The sequence below is a fragment of the Demequina sp. NBRC 110057 genome (assembly GCF_002090175.1).
Taxonomy (GTDB): Bacteria; Actinomycetota; Actinomycetes; order Actinomycetales; family Demequinaceae; genus Demequina.
The window spans coordinates 220915-244451 of sequence record NZ_BBRN01000006.1 but is presented as its reverse complement, the minus strand read 5'-3'; the positions used below and the strand labels follow the sequence as shown (position 1 = coordinate 244451).

General features: G+C 71.4%; 24 protein-coding genes. 13 read left to right on the top strand and 11 right to left on the bottom strand.

The features are described from left to right. The first annotated feature begins 2 nt into the window (after positions 1 to 2). From gcvT to B7K26_RS11935, 3 genes are all read left to right on the top strand, one after another. Positions 3 to 1229, top strand: coding sequence for a glycine cleavage system aminomethyltransferase GcvT (gene gcvT, locus B7K26_RS11945; protein WP_084079428.1), 1227 nt, complete (start codon positions 3 to 5; stop codon positions 1227 to 1229). Positions 1230 to 1292: 63 nt separating this feature from the next. Further along, entirely contained in the window at positions 1293 to 1676 is a 384-nt protein-coding gene (gene gcvH / locus B7K26_RS11940; protein WP_084079427.1) for a glycine cleavage system protein GcvH, read from the top strand. Between the two features lie 3 nt (positions 1677 to 1679). Then, the gene (locus B7K26_RS11935; RefSeq protein WP_084079426.1) at positions 1680 to 2192 is read left to right on the top strand and encodes a (deoxy)nucleoside triphosphate pyrophosphohydrolase; all 513 of its coding nucleotides are present in this window, start codon (positions 1680 to 1682) and stop codon (positions 2190 to 2192) included. Positions 2193 to 2243: 51 nt separating this feature from the next. Here B7K26_RS11935 and B7K26_RS11930 read toward each other — a convergent pair whose 3' ends face one another. After that, positions 2244 to 3629 carry an HNH endonuclease signature motif containing protein gene (locus B7K26_RS11930; RefSeq protein WP_084079425.1) on the bottom strand — a complete coding sequence of 462 codons (1386 nt, stop codon included), beginning with the start codon at positions 3627 to 3629 and terminating at the stop codon, positions 2244 to 2246. Between the two features lie 43 nt (positions 3630 to 3672). Beyond that, positions 3673 to 4242: a DNA-3-methyladenine glycosylase I gene (locus tag B7K26_RS11925; RefSeq protein WP_084079424.1), complete on the bottom strand. Its 570-nt coding sequence runs from the start codon at positions 4240 to 4242 to the stop codon at positions 3673 to 3675. Between the two features lie 198 nt (positions 4243 to 4440). Between B7K26_RS11925 and B7K26_RS11920 the strand changes: the two genes are divergently transcribed. The 8 genes from B7K26_RS11920 (at position 4441) to B7K26_RS11890 (ending at position 13403) form a co-directional block, all read left to right on the top strand. After that, positions 4441 to 5349 carry a methylenetetrahydrofolate reductase gene (locus tag B7K26_RS11920; RefSeq protein WP_143340701.1) on the top strand — a complete coding sequence of 303 codons (909 nt, stop codon included), beginning with the start codon at positions 4441 to 4443 and terminating at the stop codon, positions 5347 to 5349. A gap of 94 nt (positions 5350 to 5443) precedes the next feature. Then, on the top strand, positions 5444 to 6310 hold the full coding sequence (locus tag B7K26_RS11915) for a MurR/RpiR family transcriptional regulator (protein WP_234998805.1): 867 nt from the start codon (positions 5444 to 5446) through the stop codon (positions 6308 to 6310). Positions 6311 to 6394: 84 nt separating this feature from the next. Continuing rightward, positions 6395 to 8560 carry a PQQ-binding-like beta-propeller repeat protein gene (locus B7K26_RS11910; protein WP_084079422.1) on the top strand — a complete coding sequence of 722 codons (2166 nt, stop codon included), beginning with the start codon at positions 6395 to 6397 and terminating at the stop codon, positions 8558 to 8560. After that, positions 8557 to 9510, top strand: a complete 954-nt coding sequence (locus tag B7K26_RS11905) for a carbohydrate ABC transporter permease (protein WP_084079421.1) — start codon at positions 8557 to 8559, stop codon at positions 9508 to 9510. Before B7K26_RS11910 ends, B7K26_RS11905 begins: the two co-directional genes overlap by 4 nt. Then, entirely contained in the window at positions 9507 to 10328 is an 822-nt protein-coding gene (locus B7K26_RS11900; protein ID WP_234998804.1) for a carbohydrate ABC transporter permease, read from the top strand. The genes B7K26_RS11905 and B7K26_RS11900 overlap by 4 nt, the downstream gene beginning before the upstream one ends. 50 nt (positions 10329 to 10378) lie before the next feature. Beyond that, positions 10379 to 11704 (top strand): hypothetical protein, encoded by a 1326-nt coding sequence (locus B7K26_RS12880; protein ID WP_143340700.1) that lies wholly within the window; start codon positions 10379 to 10381, stop codon positions 11702 to 11704. Beyond that, the gene (locus tag B7K26_RS11895; RefSeq protein ID WP_143340699.1) at positions 11704 to 12786 is read left to right on the top strand and encodes an ABC transporter ATP-binding protein; all 1083 of its coding nucleotides are present in this window, start codon (positions 11704 to 11706) and stop codon (positions 12784 to 12786) included. The genes B7K26_RS12880 and B7K26_RS11895 overlap by 1 nt, the downstream gene beginning before the upstream one ends. Continuing rightward, positions 12783 to 13403 carry an HAD family hydrolase gene (locus B7K26_RS11890; protein ID WP_084079420.1) on the top strand — a complete coding sequence of 207 codons (621 nt, stop codon included), beginning with the start codon at positions 12783 to 12785 and terminating at the stop codon, positions 13401 to 13403. Before B7K26_RS11895 ends, B7K26_RS11890 begins: the two co-directional genes overlap by 4 nt. Positions 13404 to 13486: 83 nt before the next feature. Here B7K26_RS11890 and B7K26_RS11885 read toward each other — a convergent pair whose 3' ends face one another. Beyond that, positions 13487 to 13912, bottom strand: a complete 426-nt coding sequence (locus B7K26_RS11885) for an OsmC family protein (RefSeq protein ID WP_084079419.1) — start codon at positions 13910 to 13912, stop codon at positions 13487 to 13489. Positions 13913 to 14108: 196 nt separating this feature from the next. Between B7K26_RS11885 and metE the strand changes: the two genes are divergently transcribed. Then, positions 14109 to 16436, top strand: coding sequence for a 5-methyltetrahydropteroyltriglutamate--homocysteine S-methyltransferase (gene metE, locus B7K26_RS11880; RefSeq protein WP_084079418.1), 2328 nt, complete (start codon positions 14109 to 14111; stop codon positions 16434 to 16436). Positions 16437 to 16451: 15 nt separating this feature from the next. On the opposite strand, the gene B7K26_RS11875 is transcribed toward metE, so the two are convergent. The 7 genes from B7K26_RS11875 to B7K26_RS11845 form a co-directional block, all read right to left on the bottom strand. Further along, entirely contained in the window at positions 16452 to 16883 is a 432-nt protein-coding gene (locus B7K26_RS11875) for a prepilin-type N-terminal cleavage/methylation domain-containing protein (RefSeq protein WP_084079417.1), read from the bottom strand. Positions 16884 to 16987: 104 nt separating this feature from the next. Then, complete coding sequence (locus B7K26_RS11870) at positions 16988 to 17476, bottom strand: GNAT family N-acetyltransferase (protein ID WP_084079416.1); 489 nt, start codon at positions 17474 to 17476, stop codon at positions 16988 to 16990. A gap of 34 nt (positions 17477 to 17510) precedes the next feature. Next, positions 17511 to 17690: a hypothetical protein gene (locus tag B7K26_RS11865; RefSeq protein WP_084079415.1), complete on the bottom strand. Its 180-nt coding sequence runs from the start codon at positions 17688 to 17690 to the stop codon at positions 17511 to 17513. Positions 17691 to 17849: 159 nt separating this feature from the next. Further along, positions 17850 to 19097, bottom strand: a complete 1248-nt coding sequence (locus B7K26_RS11860) for a cation:proton antiporter (RefSeq protein ID WP_084079414.1) — start codon at positions 19095 to 19097, stop codon at positions 17850 to 17852. A 6-nt stretch (positions 19098 to 19103) separates the two neighbouring features. After that, complete coding sequence (locus tag B7K26_RS11855) at positions 19104 to 19583, bottom strand: cation:proton antiporter regulatory subunit (RefSeq protein WP_084079413.1); 480 nt, start codon at positions 19581 to 19583, stop codon at positions 19104 to 19106. A gap of 290 nt (positions 19584 to 19873) precedes the next feature. Beyond that, positions 19874 to 20770, bottom strand: a complete 897-nt coding sequence (locus tag B7K26_RS11850) for a phosphotransferase (RefSeq protein WP_084079412.1) — start codon at positions 20768 to 20770, stop codon at positions 19874 to 19876. Positions 20771 to 20835: 65 nt separating this feature from the next. Next, the gene (locus B7K26_RS11845) at positions 20836 to 21402 is read right to left on the bottom strand and encodes a GNAT family N-acetyltransferase (RefSeq protein WP_084079411.1); all 567 of its coding nucleotides are present in this window, start codon (positions 21400 to 21402) and stop codon (positions 20836 to 20838) included. 89 nt (positions 21403 to 21491) lie between these two features. On the opposite strand from B7K26_RS11845, the gene B7K26_RS11840 reads away from it, so the two are divergent. Continuing rightward, entirely contained in the window at positions 21492 to 22610 is a 1119-nt protein-coding gene (locus B7K26_RS11840; RefSeq protein ID WP_084079410.1) for a DNA topoisomerase IB, read from the top strand. A 3-nt stretch (positions 22611 to 22613) separates the two neighbouring features. On the opposite strand, the gene B7K26_RS11835 is transcribed toward B7K26_RS11840, so the two are convergent. Then, positions 22614 to 23528 carry a phosphotransferase gene (locus B7K26_RS11835; RefSeq protein ID WP_084079409.1) on the bottom strand — a complete coding sequence of 305 codons (915 nt, stop codon included), beginning with the start codon at positions 23526 to 23528 and terminating at the stop codon, positions 22614 to 22616. Positions 23529 to 23537 lie beyond the last annotated feature (9 nt).

Below are 23537 nucleotides of genomic sequence, written 5' to 3'. Positions count from 1 at the left end.
GCGTGAGCACGCCCGACGCCCCCGCCCTTCGTACGCCGCTTCACGAGGAGCACGCCGCGCTCGGCGCGACCATGACCGAGTTCGCCGGCTGGGACATGCCTGTGCGGTACTCGGGCGACGTCGCCGAGCACACCGCTGTGCGCACCGGCGCCGGCCTCTTCGACCTGTCCCACATGGGCGAGCTCATGGTGACCGGCCCCGAGGCCGCGGCGGCCCTCGACTTTGCGCTCGTGGGTCACATGAGCCGCATGCGCCTGTGGGCCGCGAAGTACACGATGATCTGTGACGAGCGCGGCGGGATCATCGACGACCTGGTGGTCTACCGGCGCGACTGGGATCACTTCATGGTGGTCGCCAATGCCGCCAACCGCGTCGCCGTCCTCGACGCACTGCAGTCACGTTTCACCGATGGCGGCTTCGACGCGATCGTGACGGACGAGACCGAGACGCTCGCGCTCGTCGCTGTCCAGGGCCCCGCTTCTGCGGACATCGTGGCGTCCATGTGCGCGCTCGGCGAGGCGGAGCCGGCTGCGCTGAAGTACTACTCGGCGGCGAACATCCTGCTTGAGGGTGGCCACCACGCGTTCGTCGCCCGCACCGGCTATACGGGCGAGGACGGCTTCGAACTCTTCGTGGGGGCCGATGTCGCCGCCGACGTCTGGCGCTCCGCCCTCGCTCACGGGGCCGCGGCGGGACTCATCCCGTGCGGTCTCGCCGCCCGCGATTCGCTGCGCCTCGAGGCCGGCATGCCGCTGTACGGCCAGGAGTTGAGCGCCGACGTCACGCCCTTCGAGGCGGGACTCGGGCGCGTCGTCGCGTTTGAGGGCCCCGCCGCGGTGCTGTCGTCGACCTCCCCGGGAGCCGCCAAGGCCGGAGCCGGGATCAGCGATCAGGTGGACCCGCGGGCAGTGTCCGTCGAGCGCGGAGAATTCGTGGGGCGCGAGGCACTTGCCGCCGCGGCGCAGGCGGAGCCCGCCAAGGTGCTAGTCGGCCTGGCGGGGGAGGGACGCCGCTCGCCCCGTACCGGCTACGCCGTGACCGATGCCGACGGCAACCAGGTGGGCATCGTCACGTCGGGGATGCCGTCGCCGACGCTCGGTCGGCCGGTGGCGATGGCCTACGTGCCACCCGCGCTCGCGGAGCCTGGCACGGATCTCGGCGTCGATGTCCGTGGTCGACGCGAGCCGATGACGGTCGTCGCGCTACCGTTCTACAAGCGGCAGGGATAGTTTCCCCGGCCGATGCTCCAACCGGTGCGACAGTGACGGCGACAGCCGTGGGAGAGGTGGATCATGGCGGAGATTCCTGACGGGCTGCTCTATTCGGAGGAGCACGAGTGGGTGCGCGGAGACGTGTCGCCCGGCGCGACCGTGACGGTCGGCATCACGGAGTACGCGGCCGAGGCCCTCGGTGACGTGGTCTACGTCGAGCCCCCCACGGTGGGCGACGAGGTGCGTTCCGGCGACGTGTGCGGCGAGCTCGAGTCCACCAAGGCGGTGAGCGAGTTGTACTCGCCCGTGACCGGCACGGTGACCGAGGTCAACGGACAGCTCGAGGCGGCGCCCGACCTGGTCAACAGCGACGCGTATGGCGACGGCTGGATCTTCAAGGTCGAACTCACGGAGTCCAACGAGGACCTTCTCGACGCCGACGCCTACGGCGAGAAGACCGAGTAGACGGTGGGAGTACGCACCCGTCTCGTGGTCGCGGCGGCCATCACCGACGACCTCGAGACACCCCGCACCCTGCTGGCAGCCCGGCGCACCGCGCCCAGCGCCCTCGCGGGCCTGTGGGAGTTTCCCGGGGGCAAGGTGGAGCACGGCGAGACGGCAGAGCAGGCGCTGAGGCGCGAACTGCGCGAGGAGCTTGGCGTGGAGGTGGACCTGGGCGACGAGATCCTTGGCCCCGACACGGCCGAGGGCGTCGAGGCCATGTGCGGCTCGGATCCCGTGTGGATGCTGCGTCCCGGCGACGCGGACGTGGAGCGGCTGGTGCTGCGAGTGTGGTGGGCGACGCTGCGCCCGGGCGCCGATGGTGCGAAGGTCGAGCCGAGGCCGCTCGAGGATCACGACCTTTTGCGCATCCTTGAGCCGGGTGGCTGGCGCGATGTGGCGTGGCTGCCGGCGGACAAGCGCATCGTTGACGCGCTGCTCGAGGACGCCACTGCGCGGCACCGTCGCGCGTACTGCTAGCCGCATTCCCGAACCGTCACACTCCTCCACCTCTCGCCGTCCCGCCCGCGCTCACGCGGACGGGACGAGTTCTCGCGGTGGTGGGTCGGCCGCGGTGACGATCTCGAGGTGAGCCTTGCCGCCGAGGCGAGGCGTCCGTGTCGCATCGACGCTCGCGGGCGGCGTGATCCACACCTGCCCGTCCCTCACCGTGATGTCCCACCCGTAGCGATGCACGCGATGGTGGCAGCCGGTGCAGAGCAACACACCATTCGCGATGTCCGTCGGACCAGCATCCCGGTTCCACCAGGCGATGTGGTGCGCCTCGCAGTGGCTGATGGGCGCATGGCACCACGCGCAGCCGCCGTCCCTCTCGCCGAGCGCGAGCCGCTGGGCGGGCGTGAACAGGCGGTGCTCGCGGCCCACGTCGAGGGGGAGTGAGTCGCCGCCGTAGGTGACGGGCACCACGCCGGCGTCGACAGCCATCTGCCGCATGGTCTCGATGGAGATCGGTTGGGGGAGCGCGTCGCAGTCGGCGATGCCGATGCCGCGCTCGAGGTCCCCCTTGTCGACGCGGAGCACCACCCGGGTCTTGACGCCAGACGTGGGGCGTTCGCAGTCCATCCCGTGCCACGCGAGTCCCGCGAGCACGTCGACGCGGATCTGGCCCGGCATCCGCTCCTCGGGAAGGCCGTCCCTGGCGCTGCGGTACGCGGCCCGGACCTGGGCGTCGATCCATGTCTTGATGGGGGCGGCCGAGGCCGGGTCGAGCTTGGCGTGCATCACCGTCATGCCGTCGGCCTGTTGGGTGAAGTACAGCGAGCGTGCGTCGACCTGGCGCCGCTCGCGGGCGGCAAGATCGCCGGGGTCGCGCGTGGCGGCGAGCCGGTCGGCGGCCCGGCGCAGGTCGCCAAGGATCAGCGTGGTCGCCTTGTCGACGAGGCGGGCCTCGAATACGAGGTCGCTAGACGGCAGTCCGTCGAGGGTGCGACGCACGATCGCGGCGGCCTCGCTCCCGACCTGGCCCGCGAGGATCGCTGCGGCGAGCACGGGGTAGACGCGCTCGGCGTGATCGTCGCACTGCTCCGCCGGCACTTCCCCGGTTGCCCCGACATCCTCACTCCGCCGCCGCTCTTCGTCCGCGTTGCGGAGCACCTCGCCCGCGCCGACCAGGCGGTTGGCCTCCTGGGGGCTGGTCCCGAGGTCGTTGGCGAACAGCCGCCCCGGCGACGTGAACCCCTCCCGACGTGCGAGCCCCTGCTGGCCCAGCTCGGGCGCCGACCGCCGCGAGAGCTCGGCCCCCACCTGTGCCACCTCGACGTCGAAGAGCCGCTTCGCCTGCCCCATGAGGTGACGGAGTTCCGCGAAACGTTCCGCCGTGAGCTCCCTCAACTCGCAGCCGTCGAACTCGCGAAGCCGGGCGGCCTCGCGGTCGAACTGCGCCGTGGAGAAGCTCATGCTCACATCACATCAGAGGGGTCTGACATTCGGGACGAATCGGTCACGCCGCGCGCGCGACGCACCCCGCGATGTGGTCGTCCACCAGGCCGCATGCCTGCATGGCCGCGTACATGGTGGTGGGACCCACGAAGACGAAGCCTCGTCGCTTCAGTTCCTTCGCGAGTGCCACGGATTCGGGGGTGGAGGCGGGAACGTCGGCCCACGTCGCGGGCGGCGCCTCGCGCGCGGCGGGCGCGAACGACCAGAAGAGCTCGTCCAGCGTGTCGCCGGCGTCGTGAAGCGCCACGACCGCCCGTGCGTTGGTGATGGCCGACTCGATCTTGCGGCGGTTGCGCACGATCCCTGCGTCCGCCATGAGCCGTTCCACGTCGGCCTCGCCGAAGGCCGCGACCGCCTCCGGCTCGAAACCCGCGAAGGCCTCTCGATAGCCCTCGCGCTTGCGCAGAATCGTCACCCAGGACAGCCCGGACTGCGCTCCTTCCAGCGTGATCCTCTCGAGCAGCGCCGCCTCGCCGTGCACCGGCAGGCCCCACTCGTCGTCGTGATACGCCTCGTAGAGGGCGTCCCCGTTGCCGAAGCAGCGCACCAGGTCGTTCGGTTCCGTGATCATAGACACCAGTGTGCCGCCCGGGTACGACGGCGGGCCGATGCATCGGCCGTCCCGAGGACCGGGGCACCAAGAGCAAGGGGCTGGGGACGACGCTCGTCGGCGCACCACGAGTCGCGCCGCGGAGCCGCACCAGGGAATCGCACCAGGGACCATTGGTATGGCGCGCCCGCCCGGCACGGGGCTAGCGTGGCGAACGTCATGACCATCCGTGACCGCCTCCGTCGCCAAGAGCCGACGCTTAGCTTCGAGCTCTTCCCTCCTCGCAGCCCGGCTGCCGAGGAGATGTTGGGGCGCACGATGCGCGCGATCGTCGACACGCGCCCCGACTTCATCTCGATCACGTACGGCGCGTCCGGCTCCACCCAGGGCGCCTCGCGCTCGGTGGTGCAACGGGTGGCGCAGGAGCACGGCGTCCCGCCGCTGGCTCACCTCACGTGCGTGGAACAGTCGCGCGACGACCTCCGCGCGGTGATCGAGGGCTACCTCGAGGACGGTGTCACGGACTTCCTCGCGCTGCGCGGGGACCCTCCCCAGGGTCAGGCGGGTTGGCGACCGCACCCCGATGGCCTCATGTACGCCTCCGACCTGGTGGTGTTCCTGCGCGAGACCGCGGCCGCGCATGGAGTCCACGACCTCAGCATCGGCGTCGCGGCGTTTCCCGCCCAGCACGCCGTCGAGCGCTTCAGGCAGCCGGCGATCGACGTGCTGCGCGCCAAGCAGGCCGCGGGGGCGGACTACGCGATCACCCAGGTCTTCTACGACGTCGCCCATTACACGGGGCTCGTCGAGGAGGGGCGCGCGCAGGGGGTGACGCTGCCGATCATCCCCGAGGTCATGCCGCTCGTCTCGGCCCAGCGCGCCAGGCGCGCCTCGCAGATCACCGACGTGCGCACGCCGGACGCGCTGGTCGCCGCGCTCGATGCGGCCGCCACGGATGACGAGGCGCGCGCCACCGGGGTGGAGCACGCCACCCGCCTTGCCAGGGACCTCCTTGACGCCGGGGCGCCGGGCATCCACGTCATCACCTTTAACCGGCACGATGCGGCCGTCGAGCTGGTGGAGCGCCTTCCCCTGCGCGGCGGGGTCGCCCGGCGCGACGCCCTGTAACGAAGTTTCACCAGGCACGACGGTCAGAAAAGTTCATACGCCGTTCACCGCCGGTTACCTGTGACGTTCACCTACCGTCCCTAGTTTCATAGGCGTGACAGACATCGCCGCGGCCCCCGCCGCCACGCCGCTGCTCGAGCGGCTGCGTGCCGCCCTGCCGGGCCTCACCCCGGCCGAGCGGCGCGTGGGCGAGGCAGTCCTTGCCGACCCGCGCGGGGTCATCCACCACTCGGTGTCCGAGCTCGCCGCGCTCGCGGAGACCTCGACGGCCACCGTGGTGCGCCTGTGCGTGAGCCTGGGCCTGCGTGGGTACCAGGAGCTCAAGATCACGCTCGCCAGCCAGTCGCTCGCCGGCGCTCGCCGGGTCCTCGACACCGTCGACTCCGACGACGACGCCGCCCGCGTCGCCGCCAAGGTGCTCGCCTCCACGTCGGCCGCGATCGATGCCACGGCATCGGCCCTCGACACGCGCCAACTGGAGCGGATGGCCGATGCGGTCCTCGCCGCCCGCAGGGTCCAGTTCGGTGCCGTGGGCACCTCGGCGCCGCTGGCCGCCGACGCCGCCTACAGGCTCATGACGCTCGGCATCGAGGCGACCTTCATCGCCGACGTCCACACCCAGCACGTCGCCGCCCGGATGCTGGGGCCGGGGAGCCTGTTCCTCGCCATCAGCCACACCGGCTCGACCGTCGAGACCCTCGCCGCCGCGGGCGCCGCGCGCGACTCGGGCGCCGCCACGGCGGCCGTCACCAGCTTCAGTTCCTCGCCCCTGACCGACCTCGTCGACATCGCCGTCGTGGCCGGCTCGGTCGAGACCGCCTACCGCGTGGAGGCAATGGCCAGCCGCATCGTGCACCTGGCAGTGCTCGACGCCCTCCACGTCACCCTCGCCGTGCGCCGCGAGCGCGCGGGAGACGCCCTGAACCTCACGGAGGACGTGCTGATCCAGCACCGCCTCTAACCACCGACACCCCCGGCACCCGGCACGCGACGCGCCCCGTCGCGCGGTCGAGTGCGCCCAGAAACAGCCCCCAAGGAGGCAACGATGCACGGACTGGTCACCACCGCCGACGGCACCCCGCTCGCCGGCATCAGTGTCAGCAACGGCCGCGACGTCGTCGGCACCGACGCCGACGGCCGCTTCACCCTCGACCGCGTCACCCCCTTCGTGACACTCACCCGCACCGACGCGTGGACCACCGACTCCTGGTGGCTTCCCGCCTCCGACGACGAGGAGCTGCGCTTCACGCTCGAGGCCCACGCCCCGACCCTGCCGTACGAGTTCGTGCACCTCACCGACACCCACATGTCGCTGCCGCGCGACCCCGACGATGAGGGCACGTTCGGCATGTACAAGGACGGCTCGATGCCGTGGGAGATTCAGGGCTTCCTCGAGAACATCGCCACCCACGCCCCCGACGCGCAGGCCGTCTTCATCACGGGCGACCTCGTGGACCACGGGCTCGAGGCCGAGTTCGAGGCCTACCTGGGGGCGATCGCGCCGAGCCCCGTGCCGGTGCACGTGATCCCCGGCAACCACGACCACATGAACGGCAAGCACGGCATGTTCGTGAGCCGCAATAACTACTTCACCAACGAGGGCGACCCCGCGCTGTACGAGCGCATGGTGGGCCCGCGCTGGTATTCCTTCGACATCCCCGGCGCCCACGTGGTGGCGATGGACTGGCACAGCCACGAGCTAGGGCTCGACCACGAGGTGCAAAACGCCTGGCTGCAGGCCGACCTCGCGCGCCTGACCCCGGGCAGCCCGTGGATCCTGCTGTTCCACGACCAGCCGAATGGCTCGCTCCTCGACCACGCCCCGTGGCAGCCCGTCGCCGCCTTCTCCGGCCACTGGCACACCTCGCGCGTGGTCGATGTCGAGGGAACGCTCCACGTCAACAGCCCCACCACCTTCTTCGCGAGCCTCGACTACACGCCGCCGGCCTTCCGCCGCGTCACGTGGGACGGGGCGCGCATCTCGATGCGCACCGAGACCCTGCGTGTGGTCGACGCCCCCGAGGCCCTGCACGACGTCACCCGCGCCACGTTCGCGACGAGCCACGGCACGGGAGAGGCCGCCGCCCTCGCGTGGCGCACCGCCGCCAAGGGCGCCGGCCACCGTCAGGCGGTCGCCGTGGCCGATGGCGTGGTCTACGCGGGCTCGCAGGTCGAGGACCAGCCGGTGGGCTGGGTCGAGGCCTTCGACGGCGCGAGCGGCGCCACGCTGTGGTCCACCCCGGTGCGCTCCGCGGTCAAGACCACTCCCGTGGTCTCCGGCGACGTGGTCGTCGTGACCGAGGTCAGCGGCGACGTCCACGGGCTGGACCGCGCGAGCGGCGAGATCCGTTGGACCGTGGGATCCTCCGACCCCCTGCGTCGCTTCGCCTGGAACGGCCCCGCGGTCGCGGACGGCGTCATCTACGTGGGCGACCAGTCGGACCTGCGCGCCATCGACGCCTCGACGGGCGAGGTGCTGTGGCGCCGCCACGACCTCTCGCCCCACCACAACCTCGTGAACCACGCCGCCCCGCTCATCGTGGGTGACCTGCTGGTGATGGGCTTCTGGCCCACCCCCAGCTACCCCATCGGCCTCAACCGGCACACCGGCGAGTCGGTGTGGGAGAACCCGGCGGCCGAGGGCCAGACCTTCGACATGGCGAAGATGCTGATGATCATCGGCACCGCGGCCTTCGACGAGTCGGCCGATGCGGTCGTCATGCCCTCGTTCGCCTCCACCATCTGCGTCGACCGGGCGACGGGAACTGTCCGCTGGGCGTCGCGCCACGCCTCGACCTTCAGCCCGGCGACCCCGCTGCTGACGGACGCGGGCTACGTGATCACCGAGACCGGTCGCGGGCTGAGGATGATCGACCCGGCCGACGGCGCGCTGCGCTGGGAGCTCGGCATCGACGGCGAGGCGCCGTTCCCCATGGCCTCGTACTCGAAGGACCCGCACCCCGTGGTGGCGCCCCCCACGCTCGTGGACGGCACGCTCGTGCTTCCCTGCCTGGACGGCACCGTGCGCGTCATCTCGCTCGAGGGCCGCGAGCTGGGCCGCGTCCAGCTCGACACCCCGCTCGCGGCGGCGCTCGTGCGCTGCGGTGACGTCCTCGTCGGCCTCGGCACCGACGGCGCCATCGTGGGCCTGAGCGTGGCGGCGCTGCTCGCGGAGGCATCGGCGATGGCCGATGCGGTGGCCGCCTCGTGACGGCCGTCGCCCCCACGCGGGCCGCGCAGCGTGAGGCGGCCCCCGCGGCCGCCGAGGGCCCCGCGCCTCGCAAGGTGAGCGCCGCCGAGAGGTTCGACCGCATCGTCCCCGCGCTCCTCATCGCCCCCGCGGCGATCGGCATCATCGTGTTCGTCCTGGTGCCTGCCGTGCTGTCGTTCGTGGCAGCGTTCTTCGAGGTGCCGCTGGCAGGCGGCGCGTGGACCTTCGTGGGCCTGGACAACTTCGTGCGCGTCGTCACCGACCCGGCGATCGTCCAGGCGATCGGCAACACCCTCGTCTACTCGGCGCTCACCATCGTGCCGAGCCTCGCCATCGGCCTAGGACTCGCGCTCCTGGCCAACAAGGCGGGCCGCGCCAAGCCGCTCGTGCGCACCGCGCTCTTCCTGCCCATGACGGCGAACCTCGTCGCGATGGCCGTGGTCTTCAACTGGATGTTCGCCACCAACGGCGGCTTCATCAACGAGATGTTGGCGCTCGCGGGCATCGGCCCCGTCAACTGGACCGGCAGCCCCGACACGTCGCTGCTCACCGTCGCCCTGGTGGGCGTGTGGAGGTCCTCGTCGCTCACGATGATGATCTTCTTCGCCGGCCTGTCGACCATCCCCACCAGCATCGACGAGGCCAACCGCGCCGAGGGTATCCGCGGCCTCACCAAGCTGTGGCGGATCACGCTGCCGATGATGAAGCCCACCGTCGTGTTCGCCACGGTGCTGTCCGTGCTCACCTCGGTGCAGGCCTTCGACACCATCAACGTCATGACCCAGGGCGGCCCGCTGGGGTCCTCCGAGACGGTGCTGACGATGATCTGGAAACTCGGGTTCTCGTACTACGACCTCGGCGCGGCCTCCGCACTGTCCCTGCTGCTGCTCCTCGCGCTCATGGGCGTGGGAATCCTGCAGCGCCGCACCCTCGCTGGAGGACGCTCATGAGGTTCCTCGGTAAGACCGTCATGTGGGCGGCCATCGCCGTCGCCATGGTCATCGCGCTGTTCCCGTTCTATTGGATGCTGCGCACGTCCATCTCGCCCCAGGAGGACGTCTACCTGTCAGGCATGTCCCTGCTTCCCGACGGCTTCACGCTCGACGCCTACGGGCGCGCGTGGACCGACGGCGGGCTGGGCCACGCGATGCTCGTGGGCGCCATCGTCACCGGCGCCATCCTCGGCATCCAGCTGCTCACCTGCCTGCCGGCCGCCTACGTGCTGTCGAAGGTGCACTCGCGGTGGACGGCCATCGTGCTGGGCGTCATCCTCGCCTCGGTCCTCATCCCCGCGCAGGTGACGCTGGTGCCCACGTTCATCGGCATCAACCTCGCGGGCCTGGGCGACTCAATGGCGGGCCTCATCCTGCCGTTCATCACGAGCGCGTTCGGCATCTTCCTGCTGCGCCAGCAGATGATGTCCATCCCCACGGCGCTCATGGAGGCCGCGCGCACGGACGGGCTCGGCCACGTCCGCACGCTGGTCACCATCGTCACGCCGCTGTGCGCTCCCGGCATCGCCGCTTTCAGCGTTTTCACGGTGTTCGCCACCTGGAACGAGTACCTGTGGCCGCTGCTCGTGGCCCGCAGCCCGGAGCTGCGCACCCCGCCCCTCGCGCTCGCGGTCTTCCAGTCGGCCGATGCCGGCTTCGACTACGCCGCGCTCGCGGCGGGAGCCGTCATCGTCACCGCCCCGGTGGTGCTCCTGTTCCTGTTCGCGCAGAAGCGCTTTGTGCAGGGCATGAGCGGCACTGAGGTCGCCGGCTGATCACCCGCTTCACCCCCCTTCACGCATCACCCCTTCACTCAGGAGAGATCATGAACCGCCTTCCCTACGCCCTGTCCGCCCTCGCGCTCGGCGCCATCACCCTCGCCGGCTGCTCCTCAGGCGCGTCCACCGAGACCGACACCTCCTCCGCCGCGGCGGAGGCCGAGTCGGTCGCCTCGGCCGCCGCGGTCGACACGTGCGTCCCCGAGGACACCACCATCACCGCCACCTACGGCGCACAGGCCGAGGGCGCCATGCAGGTCGCCGTCGCCGCGCTCGAGGAGAAGTACCCCGGGCTCACCATCGAGGCCACCGCCTCCGCCTCGCAGGGCTACGACGACATCACTAAGTCGATCGTGGGCGACATCGCTGTCGGCAAGCGCCCCGACCTCATCATGTCCGGCCTGGGTCAGGTGGGCTTCTGGGTCGAGCAGTACGGCGCCGCCCCCATCGACGCCGACGCGCTCGCGGACACCTATCAGACCCAGTTCCTGTCTGCGGGAACCATCGACGGCGAGACCTACCTCGCCCCCGCCCAGATCTCGGCCCCGGTATTGCTGGTGAACCAGAGTGCCCTCGACGCCGCCGGTGCGGGCGAGGCGGAGGACATCGTCACGTACGACGACCTCATCGCCGCCGCCCAGATGGTGACCGACGCGACCGGCGCCCCGTCCGTCTCGATCCCCTCCGTGGGGCTCGCCGACTGGTACGCCCAGGCTTTCGTCCAGGGAGCCGGCGGCACGTTCGTGGCCGAGGACGGCACCGCTGCCTTCGGCGACGAGGCGGGCATCGCCGGCCTGTCGATCTGGCCCGACCTCCAGGCGGCCGGCCTCGAGACCGGCGTCCTGAACCTGCAGGACGCGATCGCGCCCTTCGTGGGTGGCCAGACCGCGTTCCTCGTCTACACGACCTCGGGCATCGCGAACCTGCAGGGACTCGTGGGCGACACGTTCGAGTGGACGGCCGTCGACCTCCCCACGGCCGATGGCGTGGGCGGCTCGATGCCTGCCGGCGGTAACGGCTGGATCGTCCTGAGCGACGACAGCTGCCGCGCTGCCTACGCGAACGAGCTGGTGGGCGAGCTGCTGAGCGAGGACGCCGTGCTGGCCGCCTCCGGCACCGACTTCAGCTACATCCCCGTGGACTCCGCCGCCGCGGAGACCCTGCTCGCCGGTGACGACGTCGCGCCCCAGGTGGCCTACGCCTGGTCGTACGACAAGGAGCTCACCCCGTGGGGAGGCTTCGACGGCACCAAGACCGCCGAGGTCAACACCGCGCTGACCACCATGGGCCAGGAGCTGCAGATGGGCCAGGACGCCGCGACGTCGGTCGCCACCGCCGTCGAGTCGATCGACGCGCTGGTCGGGGGCGAGTGATGGCGGGCGTCGAGCTCCACGGCATCCGCAAGACCTTCGGCGACGTGGTCGCGGTCGACAACGTCGACCTCGAGATCCACGACGGCGAGAACCTCGCGGTGCTCGGCCCTTCGGGATCGGGCAAGTCCACCCTGCTGCGCATCATCGCTGGGCTCGAGACGGAGGACGCCGGCGAGGTCCGCTTCGGCGGCGTCTCCCAGAAGGGCGTGCCCCCGCACCTGCGCGACTCCGCGATCGTGTTCCAGCACTTCGCGCTCTACCCCCACCTGTCCTCGCTCGAGAACATCACGCTCGGGCTGCGCCACGGCATCGGCCTGGGAAAGAAGGAGGCCGAGGAGCGGGCGCGCGACATCGCCGAGCGCATGCAGGTGCAGCACCTGCTGAGCCGCAAGCCCGGCCAGATGTCCGGCGGCCAGCGCCAGCGCATCGCGCTGGCGAGGGCGCTCGCGCGGCGCAGCTCCATCGTGCTGCTCGACGAGCCGCTGTCCGGCCTCGATGCCCAGCTCCACGCGGTGCTGCGCCTCGAGATCGCGCAGCTGCTGCGCTCGGTGGGGGCGACGGGCATCAACGTGACCCACGACCAGCTTGACGCGATGGCCATGGCGGACAGGATCGCCGTCATCAACCACGGCCGCATCGAGCAGCTGGGCACCCCCGACGAGCTGTACGAGACCCCCGCGACGCTGTTCGTGGCCTCGTTCATCGGCACCCCGCCCATGAACCTGCTCCCGGTGACGGACGCTGGCGAGTCATCGTTCGGTGCCTTCGCGCCGCGCACCGGCGTCACCTATGGCGTCCGTGCGGAGGACCTCGCCCTCGTGGGCGAGCCGCTCGCCGACGACTGGTCTCTGTCCGGAGTGGTGGGACTCGTCGAGCCCGCCGGCCGCGACCGCGTGGTGCAGATGACCACTGCTCACGGCGACGCCGTCGCGTTCCGCTGCGGCCCGGCCGAGACCCCTGCGCCCGGACAGCGGGTGACGGTCGCGGCGAGGCCGGAGGCGGTGCACGTCTACGACACCGCCTCCGGCGGTCGCCTGGGCAACGCGCGCACGGTGGACCTCGGCATCGGGGTCGCCGCGTGAGCGGCGGCACGGTGCTGCTGTTCGACTGGAACGGGACGGTGGTGCTGGACGCCGAGCGCGCGCGGTTGGCGCTCAATGGCGTCCTGGTGGCCCGGGGCCTCCCGGAGCTGGACCGCGCGGGGTTCGCCCGCGAGTTCCACCTGCCGATGGCTGACATGTTCGTCCGCCTGGGCGTGGCCGACCCGCTTGTCGCGGAGGGCGAGTGGAATACCGCGATGGCCGCGGCCCCGGCACCGCTGCGTCCCGGCCTTGAGTCCGTCGCGGACCTGGGGGAGGCCGGCGCGCGGCTCGGCGTGATCTCGGCGGCGTCGGAGGCGGCGGTGGGCGCGGACATCGCCCACCACGGCCTGAGCGCCGTGTGGGACAGCGTCGACACGTCGGTGACGGACAAGCTCGCCACGCTGCGCGCGAGGCGCGGCGCCGAGCGCCAGGCGTTCTACGTGGGGGACACCGCGTATGACATGCGCTGCGCCGTCGAGGCCGGTTATGTCGCCGTCGCCGTCAGCGGCGGCTACTCCGCGGTCGACGTGCTGCGCGACGCCGGCGCCCAGCACGTCATCGACTCGCTCGATGCGTTGGAGGCGCTGTTCGGCCAGGGTGCCGTCGCGCTCGGCTAATCCCTCGCCGCCCCGCGAGCCGCTGAGTGCGTGTTTTCGCGCGAAACTGCGCACTCAGTGACCCGCGGGGCGCGGCGCGGAGGTTAGACCTCGCGCAGGGTGACGTCGGCGCCGTGAACGACGGTGCGCGACACGGTGCAGGTGCGCTCCTCTGCCGACTTCAGCGCGGCGGCCACGCGGGCGCGCGCCTTATCGCCATCGGCACCCTCGGGGAACGCCACGTCGAAGGCGACGTCGATGTCACGCAGGATGGCGGGTGTCGACCCGCCCACCTTGTCGGCGGTGGTGGTGACGTCGAACTTGGTGGGCTCCGCCCGACGCGACGTCATCATGTCGAGGTCGGTCGCGGAGCAGCCCGCGATCGCGACCATGAGGAGCTCGACGGCGCTGAGCGCGCCGTCGACGTTGTAGCCAAACCGGTACTCGGCGCCGGCGGGATTGCGGGCGACGTAGACGCCCTCCGCCTCGCGGGTGAGCGTGACCTGCTTCTGGGTGACCTCTTCTGCCATGGCTCCATCCTCGCATCGGACCCCGGACGCGATCGCCGGGCCATCTCACAACACCACCGGGATGCGCCAGATTCCTTGGTCCCGAGCAGGGTGCTCCGTATCGGGCTACAGTCAAAAACGCACGCTCGGCGCCGTGACGCGTCGACCAAGCGCAATGGCGAGCCCGCCGCGCACCGAGTCCATGAGGAATCTCCCCATGTCAGATAGCGCTGTTGCCACCTCCGCCGCCACCGTCTTCCCCGGCGGCACCATCCTGGGTTACCCCCGCATCGGCCGCATGCGCGAGCTGAAGAAGGCGATCGAGTCCTTCTGGAAGGGCGCCACGTCCGAGGCCGAGCTCGAGGCCGCCGCCAAGGACCTGCGCCTTGCCACCCTCGCGCGCCTCGCCGAGCTGGGCCTGGGGAAAGCCGACTCGTCCATCCCCTCGAATTTCTCGTTCTACGACCACGTGCTCGACGCCGCCGTGACCTTCGGCGCCGTCCCGACGCGCTTCGAGGACCTGCGCGCCGCCGACGGCTCGGTGGACCTCGCGGGCTATTCGACGATCGCCCGCGGCAAGGGCGACGACGCCCCGCTCGAGATGACCAAGTGGTTCGACTCGAACTACCACTACCTGGTCCCGGAGATCGGGCCCGAGACCACCTTCGCGCTGTCGAGCACCCGCTGGGTCGACCAGTTCCTCGAGGCGCGCGAGGCCGGCTACGTGACGCGCCCCGTCATCACCGGCCCGCTGACCTTCCTGTACCTCGCCAAGGCCTCGGACGAGGCGGGCGAGGGCTACCGTCCCATCGACCGCCTCGACGACCTGCTTGCCGTCTACGTCGAGTTGCTCGCCGCCTTCCGGGCCGCGGGAGTCGAGTGGGTGCAGGTCGACGAGCCGGTCTTCGTGGCCGACATCGACGCCGACCGCGCCGAGGTGCTCGCGGGCGCCGCCAAGGTGTACGACACGCTCGTGTCCGCCGCCGACCGCCCCGCGATCTTCGTCGCCGCCCCGTACAACGACCTGGCCGACGCGCTCCCCGTGCTCGTCGAGGCCGGCGTCGAGGCCATCGGCATGGACCTTGTCCGCGGCGCCATCCCCACCGACGTGAGCCTCGCCGGCGTGACGGTCGTGGCCGGCGTCGTGGACGGACACAACATCTGGCGCACCGACCTCGACGCTGCGCTGCGCAAGGCCGACGCCGTGGCCGCGCTCGGGGCCACGGTCGCCGTGTCCTCGTCGACCTCCCTGTTCCACGTCCCGCACACCTTGGCGGGGGAGGAGCACCTGGGCGAAGAGCTGATCTCGTGGCTCGCCTTTGCCGACGAGAAGGTCGCGGAGGTCGTCACCCTCGCCGCCGCCCGCTCCGGGGGTGAGGAGTCGGTGGCCGATGCCCTCGCCGCCACGCGTGACGCTCTCGCCGCCCGTGCCGCTCACCCCGGCACCCGCCGCGCCGAGGTGCGCGCGGCCCTGGCGGCGGTTTCCCCCGCGGACCTCGAGCGCCCCGCGTACTCGATCCGCGCCGCCGCCCAGGATGCCAGGTTCGGCCTCCCCGAACTGGCGACCACCACCATCGGCTCGTTCCCGCAGACACCCGAGATCCGCAAGGCTCGCGCCGCGTGGGCCAAGGGCCAGCTTGGCGATGCCGACTACGAGCAGGCGATGAGGGACGAGATCGCCTCCGTCGTGAGGCTGCAGGAGGACCTGGGCCTCGACGTCCTGGTCCACGGCGAGGCCGAGCGCAACGACATGGTGCAGTACTTCGCGGAGCTGCTCGACGGGTTCGACGTCACCGTCAACGGCTGGGTCCAGTCGTACGGCTCGCGCTGCACTCGCCCCTCGATCCTGTGGGGTGACGTGACGCGTCCCGCTCCGATGACGGTGCGCTGGGCCGAGTACGCCCAGTCGCTGACCGCGAAGCCCATGAAGGGGATGCTGACCGGCCCGGTGACAATCCTCGCGTGGTCATTCGTGCGAGACGACCAGCCGCTCGGCGACACCGCGAACCAGGTGGCGCTCGCCCTGCGCGACGAGATCGCGGATCTCGAGGCGGCAGGCATCGGCATCATCCAGGTGGACGAGCCCGCGCTGCGCGAACTGCTCCCGCTCAAGAAGGCCGACCAGGCCGCCTACCTCGAATGGTCGGTGAACGCGTTCCGCCTGGCGACCTCGGGCGCGAACGACGACACGCAGGTGCACACCCACCTGTGCTACTCGGAGTTCGGCGAGATCATCGACGCGATCGACGGGCTGAACGCCGACGTCACGTCCATCGAGGCGGCGCGCTCGCGGATGGAGGTGCTGCCGGCGATCAGGAGCCACGGCTACGAGCGGCAGATCGGTCCCGGCGTGTGGGACATCCACTCGCCGCGCGTGCCTTCGACAGCGGAGGTCACCGAGCTCCTCGCGCTCGCCAAGGAGTCGATCCCCGGCAGGCAGCTATGGGTCAACCCGGACTGCGGCCTCAAAACCCGCGGCTATGACGAGACGCGCGCGTCGCTCGCGCACATGATGGCCGCGACGGAGGTGGTGCGGTCCGCCTAGCGTCCAGCCCCGCGACTAACTGCTGGCTGCCGTCGCCGTGGGGCAGCCGCCCTCCTTGATGCCGCCGTGCACCGTGTAGTGGTAGCCCACCTCCTTGGCGGTCTTACCGCTGGGGTGGGTGGCGGCAAAGCAGTAGTCGTCGAGCCCGCCGGAGATGGCGGTGAGGATCACGCCAGGCGAGGTGGGGAGGGCGTCGCCGTCGAGCACGTAGCCGTCTCCATCGGCCGTGATCGCCGGCACCGTGCTGGACTCGTCCACGTAGACACGCACCGCGATCGCGACGTTGGTGAGGTCGGATTGCACCGCGGAATCGTACGCCTTCGCCTGCTGATTGAAGAACAGGGGCAGCGCCACTGCGACGAGGACGGCAACGATCGCCATCACCACCAGCAGTTCAGGCAGAGTCATCCCTGCATCGTCCCTGGCGCGGATGCGCACGTCCCCCATGGCAAGTCCCCCTCGGCCGCCTGGCGACACCCCTCAGCGGCTGCCGCGACGCGTCCATCGTGACGTATGTCACACTCGCCGCGCAAGGGCAGCACTCGAGTCGCCTACGAGACGTCGAGCTGGAAGTAGCCCACGTCGATCCAGCGGCCCAGCTTCTGGCCGGCCTCCGTGAGCACGCCGACCTCGCGCCAACCCGTCGCACGGTGCAGCGCCACCGATGCCTCGTTCGGCAGGGCGATCAGCGAGATCGCGGTGTGCGCGTGCGAGGCGCGCATCGCGACGATCAGCGCGCGGTACAGGCGCCCGCCAAGCCCGTTGCCCGCGGCCTCGCGGTCCAGGTAGATGGTGGTCTCGACGCTGTGCAGATAGGCGGCCTTGGGCCGGTACGGGGCGGCGTACGCGAAGCCCATCACCTTGCCCTCGTGCTCGATGACAAGGTAGGGAAGGTCCTTGTCCCACACCGCCTTCATGCGCGCCTTGATGTCGCCGGGCGTGACCGTCTCCGTCTCGAACGTGATGACGGTGTCCGTGACGTAGGGGTGGTAGATGGCGGCGATGCGCTCGGCGTCGGCGAGCGTGGCGGGTCGGATCACGCCCCTATTGTGCCGGGTGCGCGCCCGGCACGGGTCAGTCGTCCTTCAGCCGCTTGGCAGCCTCGTCGAGCAGGGCGCGCACCTCTGCGACGTCGGCGTCGGTGAGGGGGCCCACGGGCTCCACGAGCATCGGCCCCGCGGGGGCGCCGGTCGCGGCGCGGGGGCGCCTGAGGGTCGCGCGGAGGCGCGCGGCGAGGGAGGACAGGGACGGCACGAGACCACCTAAAGAACGGGATGTCCTTGAGCGAGGGGAGCGGATGCTCGGCCCGGGTGGGGACCGGCGGCGGGTGACCACCGCGTTGCTACACCACCTGCGCGACGTAGCCGGCGCATCGGCCCTGCGTGTGCCGACGCGACTATGGTGCCACGCGCCTCAGGTGCGCGGAGGACGCGACACGACGCGTCCCCCCGCCGGGACGCGGGCGGCGGGAGCCTTGAGCGGCGACGGGATCCTGTCCGCGAAGCGCATGGCGAGCGATCCCACCACGGCGAGGATGAGGACATACGCGGCGGAGAAGGGCCCGAGCATCGGCTCGATTCCCGCCGCTACACCGAGGCCGGCGATGACGATCGAGAACTCGCCGCGAGGGATGAGGGACAGTCCCGTGCGCCACTGGCCCTTGGGGCCGATGCCGTTGCGCCGTGCCGCGAACACCCCCGTCGCGATCTTGGTCGCCGCGGTCACGAGCGCGAGGCCGAGCGCGGGAAGCAGCACGGGGATGAGGTCGCGGGGGTCGATGCTGAGGCCAAAGAACACGAAAAAGAGGCCGCCGAAGACGTCGCGCAGGGGCGGCAACAGGCCGCGCACGTCGTCCGCGACCTGTCCCGACAGGGTGAGGCCAAGGAGGAAGGCGCCCACGGCGGCGGACACCTGCACGGCATCGGCCAGGCCCGCCACCAGGAAGGTGAGGCCGAGCACGGTGAGGAGCAGGAGCTCGCGCGAGTGTGAGTGCACCAGGCGCGAGATGCGCTCGGAGAACCGCAGTGACACCACGAAGGCGAGGAACACCAGGCCCAGCGCGATGCCAGCGGCGAGGGCTCCCTGGGCAAGCGTCGCCCCCACCAGCAGCACGCCGGTGATGGGGAGGAAGACCGCCATCACGAGGTCCTCCATCACCAGGATGGACAGCAGCACGGGGGTCTCGCGGTTGGCGACGCGGTCGAAGTCGTCGAGCAGGCGCGCGATGATGCCGGAACTGGAGATGTAGGTGACGCCGGCCAGCAGCAGCGACGCGGTGGGCGACCAGCCCAGCATGAGGCCCACGGCGAAGCCGGGCACGCCGTTGGCGAGGCCGTCGACGAGTCCCGCGACCCAATTGGATTTGAGGCCGTTGCGCAGGTCCTGGGGCGAATACTCGAGCCCCAGGAGCAGCAAGAGCAGCACCACGCCGATCTCGGCGCCCACCTCGAGGAACTCCTCGCCCGCTGACACGGGGATGAGCCCGCCGTCTCCCATGAGCACGCCGGCGAGCAGGTACAGGGGGATGGAGGGGATGCCGATGCGAGCGGCGAGGCGCCCCAGGCCGGCGAGCACCAGCAGGATGATCCCGAGCTCGATGAGCACGGATCCCGCGTGGCTCACCTCCGGCTCGGGAAGCACCTCGAGGGGCAGCGGCGGCATGGGCGGTCAGCCGACGAGGATGGCGGTGGCCTGGCGGACGGCGGTGTCCGAGCCCATGACGAGGACGGTGTCGCCCGCCTGGAGCAGGAAGTCGGGGCCGGGGCCGGGGTTGCCGTCCTCGCCGCGGATGACGGCGACGATGGAGGCGGAGGTCTCGGTGCGGATGCGGCCGTCGGCGATGGTGCGGCCCGTGAGCCCGCCGGACGCTGGCATGGTGACCCACTCGATGGCGAGGCCGTCGATCTGGTGGCGCAACTTGTCGAGCCGCGAGGTGATGGAGGTGCCGCCGAGCAGCTCGACGAGCGCGGCGGAGTCCGACTCCGACAGCTCGACGGTGCCGCGGCAGGAGTCGGGGTCCTCGCGGTCGTACAGGGCGAAGTCCCGCTTGCCGTCGCGGCGGACGACCACGCCGACGTGGTCGCCGCTGTCGGCCTGGAACTCGTAGCGGACGCCGATGCCTGGCAGCGGGGTCTCGTAGATGTCCATGCGGGTCAGTCTGTCACGGAGCGCTCCCGGGCCGTGGCGTTGCGCCCCCGCCCACGTCCCCGCCCCCGGCCACGTCCCCACCCCGTGGCGGTAGAGACACGGCGGGGTGACGGCCGCATCGCCATCCTGGCGGTCGATTTCTGGTGAGTGCCCGATGCCAGGGCTCGGCAGGCATCGGCCGTCCGGGTGGTGCGTGGCCGGGCGCCGCAGCGCCGGAAATCGACCGCGAAGACGCGATCCGGCGCGCCCGCCCGCCGTGCATATACCGCCAGGAAGGTGGTGTGACCGTCTTAGGCCTCGTGGACCACTCCCAGCTCGATCAGGCGCTCCCACGCCATGCGCAGCAGGAACGGGTCGTCGACCTCGATGTAGCGCAGCGCGGCGTAGACCAGGTACGCGAGCGCGCGGGCCACCGTCGCGTCGGAAATGTCGCCGTACGCGGCGAAGAAGTCCTCGCGCATGTCGGCGCCCAGCACCGTTCCCACGAAGCCGATGTCCTGCGCGATGTCTCCCGCGCCGAAGTTGGTCCACAGCAACAGGCCGGCGAAGGCTCCCTGGTCGGACATGATCGCGCGCGGCTCGAGGCGGCCGTGGGTCCACGCGGGCTCGGTGTCGATCGGAGCAGTGCAGCCGCGCTCGAAGATGGCGCGGGTGGCGTCCGCGTCGAGCTCGCGGTTCTCGGGAGCGCCGTGCGCGACGGCATGGGCGAGCATCTGCTCGAACTCGCCGCGCCACGCCCTGAGGCCTACCCCGGAGCGCGGATTGAGGGGGCTACCCGCGGGCGCGGGCCGGTGAATCTCCCTCAGCGCAGCCCCGACGGCGCGCGCCGCGGGCTGGTGAAGCGGGACGAACCCCGCCGTCGAGGCAGAGATCCAGTTCACGACCACCCAATGCCACGGGTAGCCGTGGCCGGGGCGCCCGGTGCGGACGGGAAGCGAGGACGGGAAGGACCAGCCGGCGCTCTGCTGCGCGATGACGTCGGTCACCCGCGCGAATAGCGAGTCGTAGCCGGGCAGCCGCGAGAAGATCGCGCCGTGCTCGTCGCCGATCCTGATGGCGAAGTGGTCCTCGAGCGTGTACCTCCGCCCCAGCTCGAACTCGGCGAGGTCGGGGCATTGCTCGTCGATGAGCGCCCGCACCATCTCGTCGGGGATGTACAGCGGCTCCGCGTCGGAGTACGTCGGCATCCCGCCAGGCTAGTGTGGCGAGGGCCGCCCGGGAAGGGCCTTCCGCGGGAGCCTCGTGGCGAGTATCAGTCCTGCTCTCGGCGGGAAATCCACTCGCGCGCGAGGAGCCCGTAGATGGCGTCGTCAGAGACCTCGTCCTCGACCCAGTACGCCTCGCGCCTAATGCCCTCGGCGAGGAAGCCGATGCGCTCGAGTACCCGCACGGACGCGATGTTGTGCGGGTGGGTACACGCCTCGATGCGGTGCACGCCGAGGTCGAAGACCGCGTAGTCGACGAGCCGCGCGGTGGCCTCGGTGGCGTAGTGGTGGCCGCGCGCCCACGGATGGAGCGTGAAACCCACCTCGGCGGTGCGGGCGTTGCCCGACAGGAACAGCGCCACGTCGCCGAGCACCTTGCCGTCGCGCTTGCGCACCACCGCCAGCTGATACCAGGCGCCCGGGGTGGGGCCCTGCCTGGTCATGAGGTCGGCGATGAGGTCACGCGCGCGCTCCACCGAGTACGGCGCCTTCCATGCCTGGTACTGGGCCGTCGTGGTGTCCGATCGCCGCTCGGCCATGTCCTCCGCGTCGTCAAGCGTCATGGGCCTCAGGGTCAGGCGTTCGGTCTCGAGCGGGATAAAGGCGGCGTCCATGTCACCACGCTAGCCCGCCCCAGGCCCCCTCGCGCGGGACTCACGGCCGGTCGCGCGACACGGCGGGCGCATCGGCCTACCGTCGTCTCATGCCGCGCCTTCGCCGCTCCCGCCCCTCCGAGCCGGGTATCACCCGCCGCCGCTCCGGTCGCGGCTGGACGTACCGCGATCCGCACGGCAGGACGCTGCGCGACAGCGCCGAGCGGGAGCGGATCGACGCCCTCGCCATCCCGCCGGCGTGGACCGACGTGTGGATCTGCCCCGAGCCCCACGGCCACCTGCAGGCGCTCGGCACCGACGAGGCCGGCCGCCGCCAGTACCTCTATCACCCCGCGTGGCGCGAGCGGCGTGACCGCGCCAAGCACACCAGGGTCCTCGAGGTGGCGGCCGGCCTTCCCGCGGCAAGGGCGGTGGCCGATGCGGACGCTGCCCGCGACGACCTGTCCCGCGAGCACGTGCTGGGCATCGCATTCCGGCTGCTCGACCGCGGCCTGTTCAGGATCGGCGGCGCCGGCTACGCGGCCGACAACGGCTCGTACGGCCTCGCCACGGTGCTGCGCGAGCATGCGCGCGTGAGCGGCGACGAGGTGACCTTCGACTACGTGGCGAAGTCGGGAAAGGACCGTCACGTCGTGGTGCGCGACCCGGAGGTGGCCGCCGCGATCTCCACCCTCAAGCGCCGCTCCGGGGACGGCGACGAGCTGCTCGCCTACCGGGTCTCCACGGATCCGGTGCGGTGGCGGGACCTCGCGAGCGACGACATCAACGGTTACATCCAGATGGTGGTGCAGCCCGATGCGTCGGCGAAGGACTTCCGCACGTGGCACGGGACGGTGATCGCTGCCCAGGCGCTCGGGGCGGCCGATGCCGCCGAGGACCTCTCGGCGACGGCACGCAAGAAGGTGGTCGCCGGGGTGATGCGGGAGGTGGCGGCGCAGCTGGGCAACACCCCCGCCGTCGCCCGCGCCTCCTACGTGGACCCGCGTGTCGTGGACCTGTGGGAGGACGGCGTGACCATCGAGCCTGTGCTCGACGCCCTGGGAGAGCACGGCGAGGAACTCTCGCCCGGCGCGCGGGACGCCGCCATCCAGGCCGCGCTCGAGCAGGCCGTTGTCGACCTGCTCACCACCGCGCCCGATGCCCGCGAGGCTCAGTTGCGCAGGGACGCGAGGCGCGCCAGGGCGATTGCCCGCGCCGTCGACTCCTGAGTCTCAGCGCGGGTGCTGGCGCAGGTATGCGAGCGCGCGGATGCCAGCGGTGCGGTACCGCTCCTCCTCCATGCACGCGAGGGTGAGGGCGTAGTGCGCCGCCTCGGCGCGGATGCGGCGCCTGCCCAGCGCGGAGCCCACGAAGGCGGCCACCTCGGGCGCGCACGCGCCCAGGTAGGCGTCGAGCATCGGCCCCACGTCGATCGCCCCCACCAGCATCGCCGCCTGGCCCAGGTCGGTGGCAGGCGAGCCCGCCGCCGCGTCTCCCCAGTCGAGGATGCCCGCCAGGCGACCGCGCCGCGACAGGATGTTGGCGCCGTGCAGGTCGAGGTGGCACCACGTCACCGGGCCGTCGTCCGACTCGCCCATCGCCGCGCCGAACATCGCGCGCAACCGCGGAGGGTCCGAGACGAGCCCGGCGGCCTCGGCCGTCGCGAGCCTGTCCCCGAACACCTGCGCCTTCTCGGCGAGGCTCAGCGAGCGGTACGGATTGCGCGGCGCGTCGTCCGGCGCGGCCACGTGCACCTGCGCGAGCGCGCGGCCCAGGTCGCGCGCTCCCTCCACCCCCAGCGGCGCGTCGTAGGCGTCGGCGCCGTCGATCCACGGCACCACCGACCAGCGCCACGGGTAGCCGTGGCCGGGCTCGCCGACGCGCCGGGGCACGGGCGCGGGGAAGGTCCAGTGGGCGCCGATGCGCGGCAGCCATTCGAGCTCGGTCGTGGCGATCTGGGCGCCGATGGCGCGGCGCGGGAGGCGCACCGCAAGCGCCTCGCCCAGCCGGAACGTGGTGTTGTCCCAGCCCTGCACCGTCTCGCCGAGCGGCAGCTTGGCAAGGTCGGGATGCTGATCGGCGAGCAGGGCCCGCACCAGCGGCTCGTCGACCTCGACCTCCGCCACCGGCGTCGCCATCATGGTCATGCGCTCCAC

Coding starts and splice junctions, on each gene's coding strand:
- gcvH (WP_084079427.1), top strand. CDS start 1,293: ATGGCGGAGATTCCTGACGGGCTGCTCTATTCGGAGGAGCACGAGTGG.
- B7K26_RS11930 (WP_084079425.1), bottom strand. CDS start 3,629: ATGAGCTTCTCCACGGCGCAGTTCGACCGCGAGGCCGCCCGGCTTCGC.
- B7K26_RS11925 (WP_084079424.1), bottom strand. CDS start 4,242: ATGATCACGGAACCGAACGACCTGGTGCGCTGCTTCGGCAACGGGGAC.
- B7K26_RS11920 (WP_143340701.1), top strand. CDS start 4,441: ATGACCATCCGTGACCGCCTCCGTCGCCAAGAGCCGACGCTTAGCTTC.
- B7K26_RS11910 (WP_084079422.1), top strand. CDS start 6,395: ATGCACGGACTGGTCACCACCGCCGACGGCACCCCGCTCGCCGGCATC.
- B7K26_RS11900 (WP_234998804.1), top strand. CDS start 9,507: ATGAGGTTCCTCGGTAAGACCGTCATGTGGGCGGCCATCGCCGTCGCC.
- B7K26_RS12880 (WP_143340700.1), top strand. CDS start 10,379: ATGAACCGCCTTCCCTACGCCCTGTCCGCCCTCGCGCTCGGCGCCATC.
- B7K26_RS11895 (WP_143340699.1), top strand. CDS start 11,704: ATGGCGGGCGTCGAGCTCCACGGCATCCGCAAGACCTTCGGCGACGTG.
- B7K26_RS11885 (WP_084079419.1), bottom strand. CDS start 13,912: ATGGCAGAAGAGGTCACCCAGAAGCAGGTCACGCTCACCCGCGAGGCG.
- metE (WP_084079418.1), top strand. CDS start 14,109: ATGTCAGATAGCGCTGTTGCCACCTCCGCCGCCACCGTCTTCCCCGGC.
- B7K26_RS11875 (WP_084079417.1), bottom strand. CDS start 16,883: ATGGGGGACGTGCGCATCCGCGCCAGGGACGATGCAGGGATGACTCTG.
- B7K26_RS11860 (WP_084079414.1), bottom strand. CDS start 19,097: ATGCCGCCGCTGCCCCTCGAGGTGCTTCCCGAGCCGGAGGTGAGCCAC.
- B7K26_RS11855 (WP_084079413.1), bottom strand. CDS start 19,583: ATGGACATCTACGAGACCCCGCTGCCAGGCATCGGCGTCCGCTACGAG.
- B7K26_RS11850 (WP_084079412.1), bottom strand. CDS start 20,770: ATGCCGACGTACTCCGACGCGGAGCCGCTGTACATCCCCGACGAGATG.
- B7K26_RS11845 (WP_084079411.1), bottom strand. CDS start 21,402: ATGGACGCCGCCTTTATCCCGCTCGAGACCGAACGCCTGACCCTGAGG.
- B7K26_RS11840 (WP_084079410.1), top strand. CDS start 21,492: ATGCCGCGCCTTCGCCGCTCCCGCCCCTCCGAGCCGGGTATCACCCGC.
- B7K26_RS11835 (WP_084079409.1), bottom strand. CDS start 23,528: ATGACCATGATGGCGACGCCGGTGGCGGAGGTCGAGGTCGACGAGCCG.